The sequence below is a fragment of the Helicobacter winghamensis ATCC BAA-430 genome, from assembly GCF_028751035.1.
GTDB lineage: Bacteria > Campylobacterota > Campylobacteria > Campylobacterales > Helicobacteraceae > Helicobacter_D > Helicobacter_D winghamensis.
Map to the genome: position 1 here is coordinate 1,143,488 of NZ_CP063533.1, position 15,744 is coordinate 1,159,231.

A 15,744-nucleotide genomic window follows, 5' to 3' on the forward strand; every position below is an offset into this window, starting at 1 on the left:
TATCCAAGCCTTTATGTTTAGGCTTGAAAAAGAAACTAAGATACTGATATAATTTATATAATTTAAAATTATGGAGTTTATCTTGCAAATACGCATTTATTATGAAGATACAGATTGTGGCGGAATCGTCTATCATACAAATTATTTAAAATATTGTGAAAGAGCGCGTTCTGAAGCTTTTTTCAAAGCTGGAATTCCACCATTAAAAGACGGAATCGGATTTGTAGTTAAAGATATGCAAATAGAATTTTTATCTCCTGCAAAGCTTGGTGATTTACTAGAAGTAAAAACAACACTTTTAGAGCAAAAAAGCGCTTCTTTAAGATTAAGTCAAAGCATTTTGCTAAACAATAAAGAAATCTTTAAAGCACAATTAACACTTGTTTGCTTGGATTCTAAAACACAGAAAATTACCAAAATTCCACTTTGGGCAAAAAGTATTTTCACATCATTTTAAAGGATTTCTATGAAAGAAAATAAAGAAAATCATAAAATACAATATCCTTGCACTTGGCATTATAGAATCATTGGCTTTGATAAGAAAACCTTACATTTAGCAGCCTTAGAAACAATCAACAAAGAGTTTATCCATACGCCCGGAAAAGAAAGCAGTGGTGGAAAATACCATAGTATAAATATTGAAATACAAGTAGAAAATCAAGAAGAAAGGGATTTAATCTTTCAAGCCTTACAAAAAGATCCTAGGGTAAAATTTGTTTTATAGATTTTTGATTTGCTTTTTCTTTGCAATTCCTTACGCAGTTGCAAATCCTAGCCTAGCTTTGCAATGCTTAAAAGAAAGCTATCCTAATCATACTATCTCAATAACTTTTAGTAAAATCCCAAAACACAACACTTTACAAGAATATGAAAACGCGTTAATAAAAGGAAGCCTAATAGAAAGCTTTGCCTATGTGTATCCCTTGGGATTCCATACTTTAGAACCTTTTAAGGATAGTTCGCGCATTAGAGATTATAGATTTTTAGCTAGTATTTATGGAGAAAATCAAAACGCAGTGGAATCACATTTAAAATCTATGACTTGGATTGACGGAAGTCAAATTCTATTTAATAGTAAAAATGACGCATACAAGGCACTTGAGCGTGTGAAAACTCACTTAGAGCAAGCAATCAAAAAAAATCCAAGCCTTTTAATATATCTACAAAATATCGGTGGCACTTATAAGTGGCGCAAAATCGCCAATACAGATCGCCTAAGCGCACATAGCTTTGGCATTGCCATTGATATTAATGTTGCTAAATCGCGCTATTGGCTTTGGGATTTAAAGCAAAAAACATTTAAAGATTTTACTCCAAAGATTCCATTAGAAATTATCTTGGCTTTTGAACAAGAGGGTTTTATTTGGGGAGGACGCTGGTGGCATTATGATACAATGCATTTTGAATACCGCCCAGAGATTCTTTGCTATGCAAAGGCTTTAAAAGATAGAATCTAATTTTTAATTTTAGATTCCAATTTCAAAGCAAATTCTAGCGTTAGCTTTATATCTAGTTTTGGGGATTGCAAGATTTTTGCATTTTTTAAAAGTTGTTCTGCTACTTTTTTCGTGCTTGCTCCAAGACAAAGCGCGCAAAAACTATCTCTCCAAGTGAAATTTAACAAAAATGCGCGTATATGTGAAGGTGCGCTAAAAACAATTATGGAATCTTTTTGTAACTCTGGTGGATTTTCTAAAATCTTTAAAATATTTTTATAAACAATTATTTCTTGCAATGCGATTCCATTTTCTCTTAAAATTTCTGGAATCTTTGAAGCAATTTTTTCTGCACGCACAAACAAGGGTTTTTTGCCTTTTAATAAGGGAATCAACTCTTGCGCAAACACATCTCCATACGCACTTGAAGCAATAAAATCCGCCTTTAAACCTAATGCTATCAAGGCATTTGCACTTCCTTGCCCTATCACAAAGTTTGGCAAACTCTCCCAAAGATTTTTTAAGCCTTTGGATTGCAAATTTTCATTAAGCGCAATAATTGCGTTTTTGGAAGTAAAAATTAAGGAATCACAAGCTTGTAATTTTTCCTGTAAATTCTCTATAAACTGCGTTTGCAAAGTGATTAAAGGTAAAATCAAAACACGCTTATCTAGCGGCAAATGTGCTAAATTTGGATTTGTTTTTGTGATATAATAGACCATTTTTTATTCTAGCTAATTTTGGCAAATAAAGGCATAAAATGTATATTAAAAACAAAAGTCTAGCCAAACCTGCCCCTTTAAACTCTCTTAATATTAATGATTTTATTGTAATTGATTTACGCTCGCGTGGTTATTTTCTAATTAGCCACATTAAAAGCGCGCTAAATATTGAATCCTTACAACGCATTATTTATATTGCGCAAGAAAATCCACAAAAAAAGATTCTACTTTATTGCCATAGTGGAGCAACAGCAGCAGATTTTGGAACACAGCTTGTAGAAAAAGGATTTAAAAATATTTACTACATTGATGAAAACTATTTTGCCATTAAAAAACATAATATTGCTTTAGAGGGTAAAGGGCTAGAGTAATTAAGCAAATTTTTGCTAGAATTCCGCATTTAACTTCAGTTAGGCAGATAGAGTTATGGAAGAGTTATTTACGCAGTGGCTACAAGATTATGGTTATATTATTTTATTTATTTGGAGCACACTAGAGGGTGAGCTTGGGCTTATAATGGCTGGAATTATGTGCCACACAGGGCATATGACAATCCCTATTGCAATCCTTGTTGCTGGACTTGGAGGGTTTGTAGGCGATCAAATTTATTTTTATATTGGGCGTTATAACAAACAATTTATTTACAAAAAGCTCCAAACACAGCGCAGAAAATTTGCTCTTGCTCATCTGCTTTTACAACGCTATGGCTGGCCCATTATTTTCGTGCAACGCTACCTTTATGGAATGCGCACCGTGATTCCTATGAGCATAGGTGTAACGCGTTATAGTGCTAAAACTTTTGCTTTTATCAATCTCATTAGCGCGTTAATTTGGGCAGGGATTACAATTATTTTAGCGTATTATTTTGGCGAAGAGCTTTTAGCGATTGTGCATTATGCTAAAGAACACTATTACATTGCCATTCCTTTTGCAATCATTCTAGGCGGTGGAATCTACTATTATTTACATAAAGTAACACAGAAAGTTGAAAAAAAGATTATAGGAGAATCAAATGCAAATTCTAGCAAATAGCAAAAAAAGTGATTTAGAAATCATATTAGTTTTTGATAAAAAACTTCCAAAAACTCTAACAAAGACGCAAAAAGACGCGCTAGCGCTTAGGGATTACAAAGGCGAAGGAAGTTGCTTTATCGGGGAGCAGTTTTTTATCGGAGTAGATAGCCATAATTACCCTTTTCCAAACGCCTTGCGTGATGCAGTGGCAAATGCGATTCCAACCATAAAAAAGCTAAATATCGCCACAGCTAGCATTAATATAGAAAATCTACAAAGCGCAAAAGAAGTGTGTGAAGGCTTGCTTTTAGGGGATTACAACTTTGAAACATTTAAAAGCAAAAAGTCTCAAAGTAAGCTAAAAACTATTTATTTGCAATCTAAAAAAATAGATTCCAAAGCTTTGCAAACTATCATCACAGAAGCCGAACATATTTGCTCTAGCATTAATTTTGTGCGCGAGCTTATCAATACTCCTCCAGCAATTGCTACGCCAAAGTATATCGCCAATCTTGCACAAAAAAGAGCAAAAGATTTAAAAATCAACTGCGAAATCTATGATCAAAAGTTTTTAGAAAAAGAAAAAATGGGAGCGTTTCTAGCTGTGGCAAAGGCAAGTGCAAATCCACCTTTTTTGGTGCATTTAACCTATAAACCTAAAGGCTCTAAAAATAAAAAACTTCCAAAAATCGTGCTTGTTGGCAAAGGTTTAACCTATGATTCTGGCGGACTTAGTTTAAAGCCGGGCGATTATATGACTACAATGAAAGCTGATAAAAGCGGAGCTTGCGCTGTGCTTGGAATCTTAGAAGCTGTGGCAAAGCTAGAATTAAATGCTGAAATTCACGGAATCTTAGGATTAGCAGAAAATATGATAGGTGGCAATGCCTATAAACCAGATGATATTTTAATTGCGCGCAATAAAAAAAGCATAGAAGTGCGCAATACAGATGCTGAAGGGCGTTTGGTGCTTGCAGATTGTCTAAGCTATGCAAGCGATTTAAAGCCCGACTTTTTGTTAGATCTTGCTACGCTAACAGGAGCTTGCGTGGTAGCGCTTGGGGATTATAGCACAGGTGTTATGGGATATAATCCAAAGCTTGCAGAATCTTTTAATAAGGCTGCATTTAGCGCAGGTGAGCTTAGTGCGACACTTCCTTTTAATCCCTATTTACGCAAACTTTTCAACTCTGATGTAGCAGATTTATGCAATATTCCCTCAAGTCGCTATGGAAGCGCAATTAGCGCAGGAATGTTTTTAGGCGAGTTTGTGGAAGAATCTTTACATCAAAAGTGGTTGCATTTAGATATTGCAGGACCTGCCTATGTAGAAAAGGCTTGGGGAGTTAATCCCTTTGGCGCAACGGGAGCTGGAGTGCGCGCTGTTGTAGAATTTATCAAACAAAACACAAAGGAATAATATGGGCTTATCCATCGGTATTGTAGGGCTTCCAAATGTCGGAAAATCCACAACTTTTAACGCATTAACCAAAACGCAAAATGCACAATCTGCAAACTATCCTTTCTGCACTATTGAACCAAATAAGGCTATTGTCCCAGTGCCAGATACACGCCTTGATGCGCTAGCTAAAATTGTCAATCCGCAAAAAATCCAACATTCAGTGGTAGAGTTTGTAGATATTGCAGGGCTTGTAAAAGGGGCTAGCAAGGGTGAGGGACTTGGAAATCAATTTCTAGCAAACATTAAAGAAACAGAAGTAATTTTACACATCGTGCGTTGCTTTGAAGATTCCAATATTACGCATGTAGAAGGTGATATTAATCCTTTGCGCGATGTTGAGATTATTGAAACAGAGCTTTTAATTGCCGATATGCAAACTTTGCAAAAACGCGTAGAAAGACTAATTAAAAATGCAAAAAGTGGAACAGATAAGGAAGCAAAAGCACAACTTGAAGTCGCGCAAGCCCTTTTAAAGCACATTGAAGAGGGTAATGCTGTGCGCACATTTAGCAACAAAGACAACGATTATTTTTTGCTTTTGGATAAGGAATTACGCTTTTTGACCAATAAAGATATTATTTATGGTGCAAATGTTGATGAAGATAGCTTAAACACGGACAATTCCCTTGTTACAACACTGAAAGAATACGCTACAAAACAAGGTGCGGAAGTTATCAAGCTCTGCTCTAAAATTGAAGAAGAGCTTGTAGGCTTAAGCGATGAAGAAGCAGCGGAGTTTTTAAAGGAATTAGGCGTGCAAGAGAGTGGCTTAGATGCTATTATTCGCTTAGGATTCCAAAAACTTGGGCTTATTAGCTATTTTACAGCAGGGGTTAAGGAAGTGCGTGCTTGGACGATTCATAAAGGCGATAAAGCACCAGTTGCTGCTGGGGTAATTCACAAAGACTTTGAAAAAGGATTTATCCGCGCAGAAGTTATTGCATATAATGATTTTATTAAATATGGCGGCGAAGCAAAATCCAAAGAAGCTGGCGCAATGCGCGTAGAAGGCAAGGATTATATCGTGCAAGATGGCGATATAATGCACTTTAGGTTTAATGTTTAGTTAGAATCCAAAAAAAAGGATTCTAACTTTTAATGCAATGCTGCGTTTAATTCAATCTTGCGATTAGAACGGAATGCAATCATCTCCCCTGTTTTAGCATTTTGTCTAAAATGCACGCCGTTTTTGCCTGATAAATCTCTCCCTTTATAAAGCCCTGTTGCATTCACTACAAAGCCCGGATTAATCTCGGCAAGCTTCTTTGCTTCTTCTTCTGTGATTTTAAACACGGTCCCAGCAAGAACAGCAATTCCACCATCTACAATACAACCATCACCTAGTGAAATCCCTGTTGAGCTATTCACGCCCAAAAGGCAATTCTTACCAATGCTAATAGGATCACTATTCCCCCCACTTAGCACTCCTAAGATACTAGCACCACCACCAACATCACTACCTTCACCTACAATAACACTTGAGCTAATACGCCCCTCATTCATACACGCGCCCATTGCACCTGCATTAAAATTCACATAGCTAGCCCCGGGCATTTGCGTATAACCACCTGTCCCAAGATACGCTCCAAAGCGCGTTTTTGCCGTATCAAGCAAGCGGATATTATCAAATTGCGGAATCACTTGCATTAAATAGCGCGGAAACTTATCCACAAAATCAATCGCTGGAAACTCCCCGCGCATCTTTAGAGCAATCTCATTATCTCTTAACCAATCAAGCTCATAAGGCACATTGCCACTCCAAGCAACATTGCTAAGAAGCCCAAAGATTCCGTCTAAATACAAACTTCTAAGCGGTGCTTTTCCAAGTGAAAGCGCAAGAAGCTTCATATAGGCTGATTCCACGCTTTTGCATTGCACATCTTCATAAATCGCGCAAAATCTGTAACGAAAATCCCCATTTTCTGTATAAATTCTATCTTCTTGCAAAGCGCGTTGAAGTTCAAGCACAATCGCAACATTTTTATGCGCATTCGGATTGGCTTGTGTTTCTGCAATAAAAGGCGCGAAATCTTTTAATGCTTTAATCACAAACTCTTCTGTAATCCCAAGCACAAGCTCACTTGCGCTATCTTCTAGTACTTCACATTCTTCACGCAATGCTGAAAAAATTGCATAACTGCCAAAATTCTCACCCCAATTTAACACAGGATAAGTCGCCTGCAATACCTTATTGCTCACTACACCAACATCGGCAAAACAGATTCCAAATCCTATAGGCTGCTTATAATTTGGGCTACTTTGGATTGCTTCAACTTTTGCTTTAAATTGATTCATAAAATCTCCTTAATAATTAATATTAAGATTATAACGCATTGTCAATAAAAAACTATAAAATCCGCTATAATTTGCATTTTCAAAGGTTATTTATGGAAAGCTGGATTTTTACTTTAATACTCTGTGTGTGCATTGTTTTGCTAGTTGTGTTTGGATTTGCTTTATGGAGTGGGCAAAAAACAAAGGAATCTAAAAATAATAAAAAAGCGATTCCAACTGCAAAGGAACTTTTAGAGCTTTTGCGAGATAAAAACAACACTTTAGAAGATCTTCAAACATATAGCAACACAGCCTATACATATTATGAACGCTATATGCAAGAAAATAACGATTTTGATTTAGAATTTATTGCGATTCTAACCGCGCATAAAAGCGTCAATGCAAAGCTAATTTTAGAGATAGAGCGTAAGTTTAAAAGTATCAACCCAGCGCGTAAAGCACTGCTTGATCAAGCACTAACGCTAGGTTTAGGACACCGCTAACTATTGCGGTGCTTATAGTCTTCATAGCCATAAGTTTTAAAAAGCTCAAAACTCCCATTTTTTCTAATTACACCAATGCTAGGAAGTGGAATCCCATTAAAAGTATTATTTTTTACAATCGTGTAATGCACCATATCTTCAAAAATGATTCTATCCCCAATTTTTAGCGGTGCTTTAAAACTATAATCCCCAATCACATCACCAGCCAAACAAGTAGGACCGCCAAAGCGATAACTATAAGACTTCTCCCCTTTTAAGCGTAATTTTTCGTTTTTAAAATGCGCTTTTGCAAGGTAGCTATTGCGAACATTTGGACGATAAGGCATTTCAAGACAATCTGGCATATGCGCTGCTGCACTCACATCTAAAATTGCAATATCAATTCCATTTTTTACAATATCAATCACACTTCCAAGCAAAAAGCCACACTGCCAACCCACTGCTTCACCCGGTTCTAAATACACTTCAGTTTTATATTTTTTCTTGAAATCTTTGATGATTTTAACAAGCAAATCCACATCATAATCTTTGCGTGTAATATGATGCCCACCACCAAAGTTTATCCAGCGCATTTGTGGAATTATCTCCCCAAAATGCTTTTCAAAATGCTTCAATGTGCGTTTTAGCGCATCGCTATTTTGCTCACAATGCGTATGAAAATGCAATCCACTAATCCCATCTAAACCATATTTTTTGATACCCTTTTTGAATTCTTTTGGCGTAATCCCTAAGCGCGAGCCTTCCACGCAAGGATTATAAATTGCTGGAGTAACTTCACTATATTTTGGATTTACGCGCAAGCCTACTTCAATCTTGGCAAGCCCTTTGCGCTCTCTTAGAGAATTTTGCGTATCAATTAAATCCTTAAAAGTTTGCCATTGAATAAAGGAATTAAAAATAATATGGTTAGAGATTTGCACAAGCTCACGCATCTCTTCAAGCTTATAAGAAGGGCTAAACACCGTTACTTCCTTACCAAACTCCTCATAACCAAGCCTTGCTTCATAGATTCCACTTGCTGTTACCCCACTTAAATATTGCTTTGCTAAATCAAAGCTTCTCCACAGCGCATAGCCTTTAAGCGCTAGCAATATCTTAGCTCCGCTACGCTTTTGCACGGAATCTAAAAGTTGTAAGTTTTTCTCAAATTTCTCTTCTTCAAGCACATAGCAAGGGCTTGGAATATCCTTGAAACATTGTGGATAATTTCGCACTAAAGAGCTAGGGCGTGGCGTTTTTTTTAGATTCCGTATTTGCTGTTGCATACTTGACCTTTGGTGTATTTTTGACAAATTCTAGCAAATCCTTGCTTGTGTAAAGATTTTTTGGAATCTTTTTTAAACAAATCTTAAAAATCTCTAAAGCCGTTTTGGAATCTTGCAAAGCGCGATGTAAATTTTGATGATTAATCCCTAAAAACTCATTTAAAAAACCTAAAGAATAACGCGGTGCTTGCAATACTCTTTGTGCAAGTTTAATGGTGCAAAGGCGTGGATTATACAAATACCCAAACCCACATTTTTCTAGCGATTGGCTAAGAAAGTTATAGTCAAAATCCACATTATGCGCCACAAAAATACTATCACCTAAAAAGAGTTTAAATTTCTCTAGCACACTTGCAAGCTTTGGGGCGTTTTCTAGCATTTGTGCGTTGATTCCTGTGATTTTTGTGATATATTCTGGAATCTCAGCATTAAACACAAAGGATTCAAAGCAATCAACAACTTTTCCATTACGCACTTTTAATGTGCCAATTTCAATAGGTGTATGCACACAAGGATTATGCCCATTTGTTTCGATATCCACAATACAAAATGTTTCTTGCGCAATGGGCGTAATTTTTGGGCGAAAATAGATATTTTTATGCGCAATTTCAATAGGGATTCCGCTATTTTTAAAAATCTCTAGCTCACTCTCCACATCACCAAATAGCCCAGCCACAGGCGATAGCAAAGTTAAAAGTTCATTTTTGCTTAAATGGCGTTTATTAAGAATTGCAAGGATTTTATCATAGCGTTTTGGCATAAAATTCCATTTTTAAGAAAGTTTAAATGTAGAATTGTAGCAAAATGCTTTGTATCCATAAAACTTATGGCTTTTGCTATCAGCATTTATTGCGCCCTGCACCATATTTAGCTTCCATTGCTTCTTTAAAAAATTCCTTTTGAGATTTTGGAATCTTATCTGGATGATTTTTCTTAAAATGCTCTAAGTATTTATCATAACTTGGCATTCCAACAAGCAAATGAAAAAAACGATCGGAACGCTGATAAAGCTTGTATAGACTAGAGAAAATCTTATCTCTCAGCCTATAATGCTTTTTATCCGTGTGTTGCAACCTGTCCTTCATAATCGCTAGCCTTTAAATAAGGGGATTCTGCAAGTGGAATCGTATTTTCACCCTTTGTGCATTGAATGCAAATTCTAATGGTTTGGATTAAAATCAAGCAAGTCACAAACATAAAAAACGCACACAAACTTGCGTTAATTAAATTATTTGTAGCAATGGTTGCAAATTTTTCCGCCAAGACTGGATCTACCGCTTCTACTGCTTTAGCGCTATTAATTTGCCAAAGCGCAATATGGCTTACCGCATCGTGAATTTTCTCGCCATTTGCAGGAAGCAACTTTAAAATTCCTGCATAAAGCGTTGAGATTAAAACCCAAGCAGCAGGCAAAATCACAACCCACGCTTGCTTGCTTTTGCCCATTTTAAAAAGCACTGCAACTACAAGCAATAATGCCATTCCCGCAAGCATTTGATTGGATACACCAAAGAGCGTCCAAAGTGATTTCACACCACCTTGTGGATCTGTTACCCCTTGATAAAGAATGTATCCCCAGCCTATAACACAAATCAAAGTCGCAATCACTCCCCAAAACATTGAATGGATATTGCCAATAGGTTTATACACATTTCCTAGCACATCTTGCACCATAAAACGCCCTGCTCTAGTTCCAGCATCAACTGCAGTTAAAATAAACAATGCTTCAAACAAAATCGCGAAATGATACCAAAACGCCATAGAACCTTGATTAAAGAGCGGAATCTCAGAAATAATCATTGCTAAACCAATGGCAAAGGTAGGCGCACCACCTGTTCGGCTTAAAATGCTATTTTCACCAATATTATTTGCCATTCCTAAAATCTCTTCTGGAGTAATTACAAAGCCAAAATTATTAATCGTTTGTGCCGCTATCGCTGCTGCTTGTGTAACATCAGTGATTCCTGCTGTGCCAAGCCCAGCAGGTGCAACATTGATAGAAAAATACAATCCCGGAGTTAAAATACAAGCTGCAATTAATGCCATAACTGCAACTGCAGATTCCATCACCATTGAACCATATCCTACCATTCTAGCGTGCGATTCTTTTTCTAACATTTTTGGTGTAGTTCCACTAGAAATTAACGCGTGAAATCCACTAATCGCCCCACAAGCAATGGTAATAAATAAAAATGGAAAAAGTTGCCCACTAAATACAGGACCGCTTCCATCTACAAATTTTGTTGTAGCTGGGAATTGAATATCAGGTGCTACAAATAAGATTCCAGCTGCCATTAATACAATCACACCAATCTTTAAAAATGTGCTTAAATAATCACGAGGCGCAAGCAAGAACCAAACCGGCAATATTGCTGCAATAAAGCCATATCCAATCATAATGTAAGTAAGTGTTACAGGGCTTAGAGTAAAAATTTCTGCAAGTGCTGGATTTTCTGCCACTACTTGCCCATAATAAAGAGAAAGTATTAACAAAACAAAACCAATGATACTTGCTTCACCAATCTTGCCCGGACGCAAAAAGCGCATATGAATTCCCATATAAATTGCAATAGGAATCGTCATAGCAATTGTAAATAATCCCCAAGGCGATTCTGCCAAAGCATTAACAACAACCAAAGCCAAAATTGCAATAATAAGCATCATAATGCCTAAGATTCCAACCATTGCAATGCTTCCTACGCCTTTGCCAAGCTCTAGCTTAATAATTTCCCCTAAAGATTTTCCATTTCTACGCATAGATACAAATAAAACAGTGAAATCATGCACCGCTCCAGCTAAAACCACTCCAACAACAATCCAAATCATACTTGGCAAATAACCCATTTGCGCTGCAAGAATAGGACCAACAAGCGGACCAGCACCAGCAATAGCTGCAAAATGATGTCCAAATAGCACAACTTTATTTGTTGGCACAAAATCACGCCCATCATTTTGCGTTAAAGCAGGAGTTGCGCGATTATCATCTAATCCTAGCACTTTTTGTGCTATATACTTTGAATAGAAACGATAACCAATTGCATAAATACAAACTGCTGCAACAACAATCCAAACAGCAGAAATTTGCTCCCCTTTATGTAGGGCAAGCACACCAAAGCCCCACGCACCAATAAAGGCAACAATTGCCCATATCACCATACTTAAAATTTTATTCATAAAACTCCCTTGAAATTAACTTAAAAAATAAGTGTGGCTATTATATATTTTTATTTTGCAATAACAGGGCAAAAAGTAAAATTTAGACAATTTTGTGTTTCTTTTTGAAAATTTTATTTAAATAATGTTTATTTTTTACTCAAATTTCTGCAGAATACAACCCCTAAAACACTCCAAGAAATCTTAGAAACGCTTGTAATTGTGGATAAACTCCACAAGAGCAATAGCATTCTCACGCGGTAAATCTGGTAACATTCCGTGCCCCAAGTTAAAAATATGCGCACTTCCTTGCATAAGATCTAAAATCTCTTTTGCGCCCTTTAACATAGAATCTTTTGCATAAATTCTACAAGGTTCTAAATTCCCCTGCAAGACATACTTGCTACCTAGTTTTTCTTTTGCCGAGCTTAAAGGCGTGCTCCAATCTACACCAAAAACATCAAAATTCCCATCAATTCTATCTAAAAATCCAGAGATTCCCTTAGGAAATAAAATCACGGGAATATGTGGATATTTATCCTTAATAAAATCTGCAATTTCTTTGCAATACTTCCAGCCAAATTCCAAATAAGCATCTTGCTCTAATGCGCTAGCCCAAGAATCAAAAACCATCACAGCATTAACGCCTGCTTTAATTTGATATTCCAAATAATACTTTAAATTATATGTAATTTTCTGTAAAATTTCGTGTAAGAATTTAGGATTTTGATAAAGCATTTTTTTTGACTTTACATAAGTTTTACTGCCTTCTCCTTCAATCATATAAGTAGCAAGTGTCCAAGGCGCGCCACAAAATCCAATTAATGCCTTATCCTTAGCCAATTTTTGACGCGTTAAAGAGATAGTTTCATAGACATAACTAAGCTTTTCATAAGCATTATCACTAAGCTTTATTAAGTCTTGTGTGCTACTAATAGGGTTTGCAAACTTCGGACCTTCCCCTGCAAAAAATCCTAAATCCATTCCCATTTCAAGAGGAATTACCAAAATATCACTAAATAAAATCGCTGCATCAACATTTAAAATCTCCACAGGCTGTAAAGTAACTTCTGAAGCAAGTTTTGGATTCTTACAAAGGGAGAGAAAATCCCCTGCTTGTTTGCGCACTTCTTTGTATTCACTCAAATACCTCCCAGCTTGACGCATAAACCAAACAGGCGTATAAGGTGTGTGTTTTTTAAAGCAAGCATCAATAAAAACCATCATTTTCCTTTATTTACAAAAATCTTTTGTATTTTATCTAAGTAACATAGCATTTATGCTAAAATCTGCAATTTAATTCACCCATTTTTAAATTTTTCTAAATTTTTGTTTAAAGGTTAAATTTATGATTTTAGAGCTTGCAAAAAAGATTTTTAGCAATAAAAACGATCGCTTAGTAGGACATTATCGTAAGGAAATCCGCAAGATTAATGCTCTTGAAGAGAAGTATCAAAGCCTAAGCGATACAGAGCTTAAAACTGCTTTTAATACGCTAAAACAGCAAGTTCAAACTGCTAATAATCCACAATCTATGCTCAATAAAGCCCTTTATGATTCCTTTGCAATTACAAGAGAAGCAAGCAAAAGAGTGCTAAATATGCGCCATTTTGATGTGCAATTAATAGGTGGTATAGTGCTACACGAAGGCAAAATTGCCGAGATGAAAACCGGAGAGGGAAAAACACTTGTTGCTACACTGCCTGTGTGCCTAAATGCGATGGTAGGCAAAAGCGTGCATATTGTAACTGTTAATGATTACCTAGCACAAAGAGATGCGGAGCTTATGCGCCCACTTTATGAGTTTTTAGGCTATTCTGTTGGAATCATTCTTAGTGGAAATTACGATGAAACAAACCGCCTAGCACAATATTCTTGCGATATTGTTTATGGCACAAACAATGAATTTGGCTTTGATTATTTGCGCGATAATATGAAATACGATTACAACCAAAAAGTGCAAAAACACCATCACTTTGCAATTGTTGATGAAGTGGATTCTATTTTAATTGATGAAGCACGCACGCCTTTAATTATCTCAGGTCCAGCAAATCGCACACTAGATAATTACAAGCTTGCAAATGAAGTTGCTTTAAAACTTAAAGAAGAAACGCATTACATAATTGATGAAAAAAACCGCACGATAATGCTAACTGAAGTCGGAATTAGCGAGGCTGAAAAGCTCTTTAAAATCGACAATCTTTATAGTGTTGAAAATGCAATTTTAGCCCACCATCTTGACCAAGCCCTAAAAGCAAACAAACTTTTTAAAATTGACAAAGACTATGTATTGCGTGATGGAGAAGTTATAATTGTAGATGAATTTACAGGGCGCTTGAGTGAAGGCAGACGCTTTAGCGAAGGTTTGCACCAAGCTTTAGAGGCAAAAGAGGGAGTGCAAATCAAAGAAGAATCCCAAACCCTAGCAGATATTACCTATCAAAACTATTTTAGATTCTATGAAAAACTTGCAGGAATGACAGGAACAGCACAAACCGAAGCAAGCGAGTTTTTACAAATCTACAATCTTGATGTTATTTCTATCCCTACAAATATTCCAATTCAGCGTAAAGATTTAAATGATTTAATCTATAAAACAGAAGTAGAAAAGTTTAAAGCACTCACACAAAAAATAGTAGAATTACATAAAAATGGACAACCCATTCTTGTTGGAACAGCTTCTATTGAAAAGAGTGAGAAACTCCACGAATTGCTTAAAAAAGAGCGGATTCCACATTCTGTTCTTAACGCAAAACAACACGCAAAAGAAGCAGAAATTATTAAAGATGCAGGCAAAAAAGGGGCAGTAACTATTGCTACAAATATGGCAGGACGCGGTGTGGATATTAAAATTGATGATGAAGTGCGCGCATTAGGCGGGCTTTATATCATTGGCACAGAACGCCACGAATCAAGACGCATTGATAATCAATTAAGGGGAAGAAGCGGTAGGCAAGGAGATCCCGGCACAAGTCAATTTTATCTAAGCTTAGAAGATTCCTTGTTGCGCATTTTTGGAAGCGATAAAATTAAAAATATTATGGATAAGCTAGGGCTTGATGAAGGAGAGCATATAGAATCCAAACTTGTAACGCGGTCTGTGGAAAATGCACAAAAAAAGGTAGAGTCTATGCACTTTGAAGCAAGAAAACATTTGCTAGAATATGATGATGTGGCAAATGAGCAAAGAAAAGCAATTTATCGCGCACGCAATGAGCTTTTAGATCCAGAATACAATATCTCCCACAAAATCATTGAAAACCGCCAAGACTCCATTAAACTACTTTTGCAAAGATGTGAAGTTTTTAGCGATGATGATAATCTTGAACTACTTTGCGCCCAAGCACAAGAAGATTTTAATATCCAACTCAACCAAGAAAATTTAAAAGAATACTTTAAAAACAATAATAACTTTGAAGCCTATATTGAAGAAGCTTTAATCCGTGATTATGAAGCAAAAATGCAGCACATTGATCCAAAAACACGCAGCGAGATTGAAAAACTAGTCTATCTTCAAACACTAGATAACCTATGGCGAGAACATTTATATGTAATGGACAATCTAAAAACTGGAATCGGATTGCGCGGATACAACCAAAAAGATCCTTTAGTGGAATACAAAAAAGAAAGCTACAATCTCTTTGTTGAACTTATTGAACAAATTAAATACACAGCAATTAAAATGCTCCAAAAAGTGCAATTAAGAGCAACAGACAATACAGAACAAACTAAAGCCGCGCGCCAAAAGCTTGCCAATTCTACAAAAAATACTCAAGCCACACAGCCAAAAGCACCAGTTTTTAAAGGCAGACCTGTCAGAAATGAACCTTGCCCTTGCGGAAGTGGCAAAAAATACAAAGATTGTTGCGGAAAAAGCGGACCAAAAAGTGGTGAACTAGCAAGAAAAGCATAATC

Annotated in this window: 17 protein-coding genes; 9 read left to right on the top strand and 8 right to left on the bottom strand. The window is 36.3% G+C overall.

Going from position 1 to position 15,744, the window contains the following annotated elements; translation table 11 throughout:
* Positions 1–82 precede the first annotated feature (82 nt).
* Genes IP358_RS05890 through IP358_RS05900 form a run of 3 tightly spaced genes read left to right on the top strand, consistent with a single transcriptional unit; the run spans position 83 to position 1,457 of the window.
* Complete coding sequence (locus tag IP358_RS05890) at positions 83–457, top strand: YbgC/FadM family acyl-CoA thioesterase (RefSeq protein WP_006802661.1); 375 nt, start codon at positions 83–85, stop codon at positions 455–457.
* A 9-nt stretch (positions 458–466) separates the two neighbouring features.
* Positions 467–724, top strand: a complete 258-nt coding sequence (locus IP358_RS05895) for an HP0495 family protein (protein WP_006802662.1) — start codon at positions 467–469, stop codon at positions 722–724.
* A complete protein-coding gene (locus IP358_RS05900) occupies positions 714–1,457 on the top strand; it encodes a M15 family metallopeptidase (RefSeq protein WP_006802663.1) in 744 nt (247 codons plus the stop codon). Before IP358_RS05895 ends, IP358_RS05900 begins: the two co-directional genes overlap by 11 nt.
* Here the strand turns inward: IP358_RS05900 and IP358_RS05905 are convergent.
* A complete protein-coding gene (locus IP358_RS05905; protein WP_006802664.1) occupies positions 1,454–2,158 on the bottom strand; it encodes a uroporphyrinogen-III synthase in 705 nt (234 codons plus the stop codon). The two genes, IP358_RS05900 and IP358_RS05905, sit on opposite strands and share 4 nt — an antisense overlap.
* Positions 2,159–2,196: 38 nt before the next feature.
* On the opposite strand from IP358_RS05905, the gene IP358_RS05910 reads away from it, so the two are divergent.
* The 4 genes from IP358_RS05910 to ychF are packed head-to-tail and all read left to right on the top strand — an operon-like array spanning position 2,197 to position 5,700.
* Positions 2,197–2,529, top strand: coding sequence for a rhodanese-like domain-containing protein (locus IP358_RS05910; protein WP_006802665.1), 333 nt, complete (start codon positions 2,197–2,199; stop codon positions 2,527–2,529).
* Between the two features lie 55 nt (positions 2,530–2,584).
* On the top strand, positions 2,585–3,190 hold the full coding sequence (locus IP358_RS05915) for a DedA family protein (RefSeq protein ID WP_006802666.1): 606 nt from the start codon (positions 2,585–2,587) through the stop codon (positions 3,188–3,190).
* Positions 3,171–4,592, top strand: a complete 1,422-nt coding sequence (locus IP358_RS05920; protein WP_006802667.1) for a leucyl aminopeptidase — start codon at positions 3,171–3,173, stop codon at positions 4,590–4,592. The genes IP358_RS05915 and IP358_RS05920 overlap by 20 nt, the downstream gene beginning before the upstream one ends.
* 1 nt (position 4,593) lies before the next feature.
* Positions 4,594–5,700 (top strand): redox-regulated ATPase YchF, encoded by a 1,107-nt coding sequence (ychF, locus tag IP358_RS05925; protein ID WP_006802668.1) that lies wholly within the window; start codon positions 4,594–4,596, stop codon positions 5,698–5,700.
* 29 nt (positions 5,701–5,729) lie between these two features.
* Here the strand turns inward: ychF and IP358_RS05930 are convergent, their stop codons facing one another.
* On the bottom strand, positions 5,730–6,929 hold the full coding sequence (locus IP358_RS05930) for a 2,3,4,5-tetrahydropyridine-2,6-carboxylate N-succinyltransferase (protein WP_006802669.1): 1,200 nt from the start codon (positions 6,927–6,929) through the stop codon (positions 5,730–5,732).
* Positions 6,930–7,021: 92 nt separating this feature from the next.
* Between IP358_RS05930 and IP358_RS05935 the strand changes: the two genes are divergently transcribed.
* The gene (locus IP358_RS05935) at positions 7,022–7,411 is read left to right on the top strand and encodes a hypothetical protein (protein ID WP_006802670.1); all 390 of its coding nucleotides are present in this window, start codon (positions 7,022–7,024) and stop codon (positions 7,409–7,411) included.
* On the opposite strand, the gene nspC is transcribed toward IP358_RS05935, so the two are convergent.
* The 6 genes from nspC to hemE all read right to left on the bottom strand — a co-directional run bounded on the left by nspC (position 7,408) and on the right by hemE (position 13,053).
* Positions 7,408–8,676: a carboxynorspermidine decarboxylase gene (nspC, locus tag IP358_RS05940; RefSeq protein WP_083781387.1), complete on the bottom strand. Its 1,269-nt coding sequence runs from the start codon at positions 8,674–8,676 to the stop codon at positions 7,408–7,410. The genes IP358_RS05935 and nspC overlap by 4 nt on opposite strands.
* On the bottom strand, positions 8,633–9,436 hold the full coding sequence (locus IP358_RS05945; protein ID WP_006802672.1) for a 3'-5' exonuclease: 804 nt from the start codon (positions 9,434–9,436) through the stop codon (positions 8,633–8,635). The genes nspC and IP358_RS05945 overlap by 44 nt, the downstream gene beginning before the upstream one ends.
* On the bottom strand, positions 9,385–9,522 hold the full coding sequence (locus tag IP358_RS05950) for a hypothetical protein (protein ID WP_370523233.1): 138 nt from the start codon (positions 9,520–9,522) through the stop codon (positions 9,385–9,387). Before IP358_RS05950 ends, IP358_RS05945 begins: the two co-directional genes overlap by 52 nt.
* On the bottom strand, positions 9,516–9,719 hold the full coding sequence (gene kcuS, locus IP358_RS05955; protein ID WP_006802673.1) for a KCU-star family selenoprotein: 204 nt from the start codon (positions 9,717–9,719) through the stop codon (positions 9,516–9,518). Before kcuS ends, IP358_RS05950 begins: the two co-directional genes overlap by 7 nt.
* A 13-nt stretch (positions 9,720–9,732) precedes the next feature.
* Positions 9,733–11,850 carry a carbon starvation CstA family protein gene (locus tag IP358_RS05960; protein ID WP_006802674.1) on the bottom strand — a complete coding sequence of 706 codons (2,118 nt, stop codon included), beginning with the start codon at positions 11,848–11,850 and terminating at the stop codon, positions 9,733–9,735.
* 183 nt (positions 11,851–12,033) lie between these two features.
* Positions 12,034–13,053, bottom strand: a complete 1,020-nt coding sequence (gene hemE / locus IP358_RS05965) for a uroporphyrinogen decarboxylase (RefSeq protein ID WP_040498546.1) — start codon at positions 13,051–13,053, stop codon at positions 12,034–12,036.
* Between the two features lie 124 nt (positions 13,054–13,177).
* On the opposite strand from hemE, the gene secA reads away from it, so the two are divergent.
* Positions 13,178–15,742, top strand: a complete 2,565-nt coding sequence (gene secA, locus IP358_RS05970) for a preprotein translocase subunit SecA (protein WP_006802676.1) — start codon at positions 13,178–13,180, stop codon at positions 15,740–15,742.
* Positions 15,743–15,744: the final 2 nt, after the last annotated feature.

What these genes read in the sequence shown, in the direction of transcription:
- IP358_RS05895 (WP_006802662.1), top strand. Translation starts at nt 467, where the DNA reads ATGAAAGAAAATAAAGAAAATCATAAAATACAATATCCTTGCACTTGG.
- IP358_RS05905 (WP_006802664.1), bottom strand. Translation starts at nt 2,158, where the DNA reads ATGGTCTATTATATCACAAAAACAAATCCAAATTTAGCACATTTGCCG.
- IP358_RS05910 (WP_006802665.1), top strand. Translation starts at nt 2,197, where the DNA reads ATGTATATTAAAAACAAAAGTCTAGCCAAACCTGCCCCTTTAAACTCT.
- IP358_RS05915 (WP_006802666.1), top strand. Translation starts at nt 2,585, where the DNA reads ATGGAAGAGTTATTTACGCAGTGGCTACAAGATTATGGTTATATTATT.
- IP358_RS05920 (WP_006802667.1), top strand. Translation starts at nt 3,171, where the DNA reads ATGCAAATTCTAGCAAATAGCAAAAAAAGTGATTTAGAAATCATATTA.
- ychF (WP_006802668.1), top strand. Translation starts at nt 4,594, where the DNA reads ATGGGCTTATCCATCGGTATTGTAGGGCTTCCAAATGTCGGAAAATCC.
- IP358_RS05930 (WP_006802669.1), bottom strand. Translation starts at nt 6,929, where the DNA reads ATGAATCAATTTAAAGCAAAAGTTGAAGCAATCCAAAGTAGCCCAAAT.
- IP358_RS05935 (WP_006802670.1), top strand. Translation starts at nt 7,022, where the DNA reads ATGGAAAGCTGGATTTTTACTTTAATACTCTGTGTGTGCATTGTTTTG.
- nspC (WP_083781387.1), bottom strand. Translation starts at nt 8,676, where the DNA reads ATGCAACAGCAAATACGGAATCTAAAAAAAACGCCACGCCCTAGCTCT.
- IP358_RS05945 (WP_006802672.1), bottom strand. Translation starts at nt 9,436, where the DNA reads ATGCCAAAACGCTATGATAAAATCCTTGCAATTCTTAATAAACGCCAT.
- IP358_RS05950 (WP_370523233.1), bottom strand. Translation starts at nt 9,522, where the DNA reads ATGCTGATAGCAAAAGCCATAAGTTTTATGGATACAAAGCATTTTGCT.
- IP358_RS05960 (WP_006802674.1), bottom strand. Translation starts at nt 11,850, where the DNA reads ATGAATAAAATTTTAAGTATGGTGATATGGGCAATTGTTGCCTTTATT.
- hemE (WP_040498546.1), bottom strand. Translation starts at nt 13,053, where the DNA reads ATGGTTTTTATTGATGCTTGCTTTAAAAAACACACACCTTATACGCCT.
- secA (WP_006802676.1), top strand. Translation starts at nt 13,178, where the DNA reads ATGATTTTAGAGCTTGCAAAAAAGATTTTTAGCAATAAAAACGATCGC.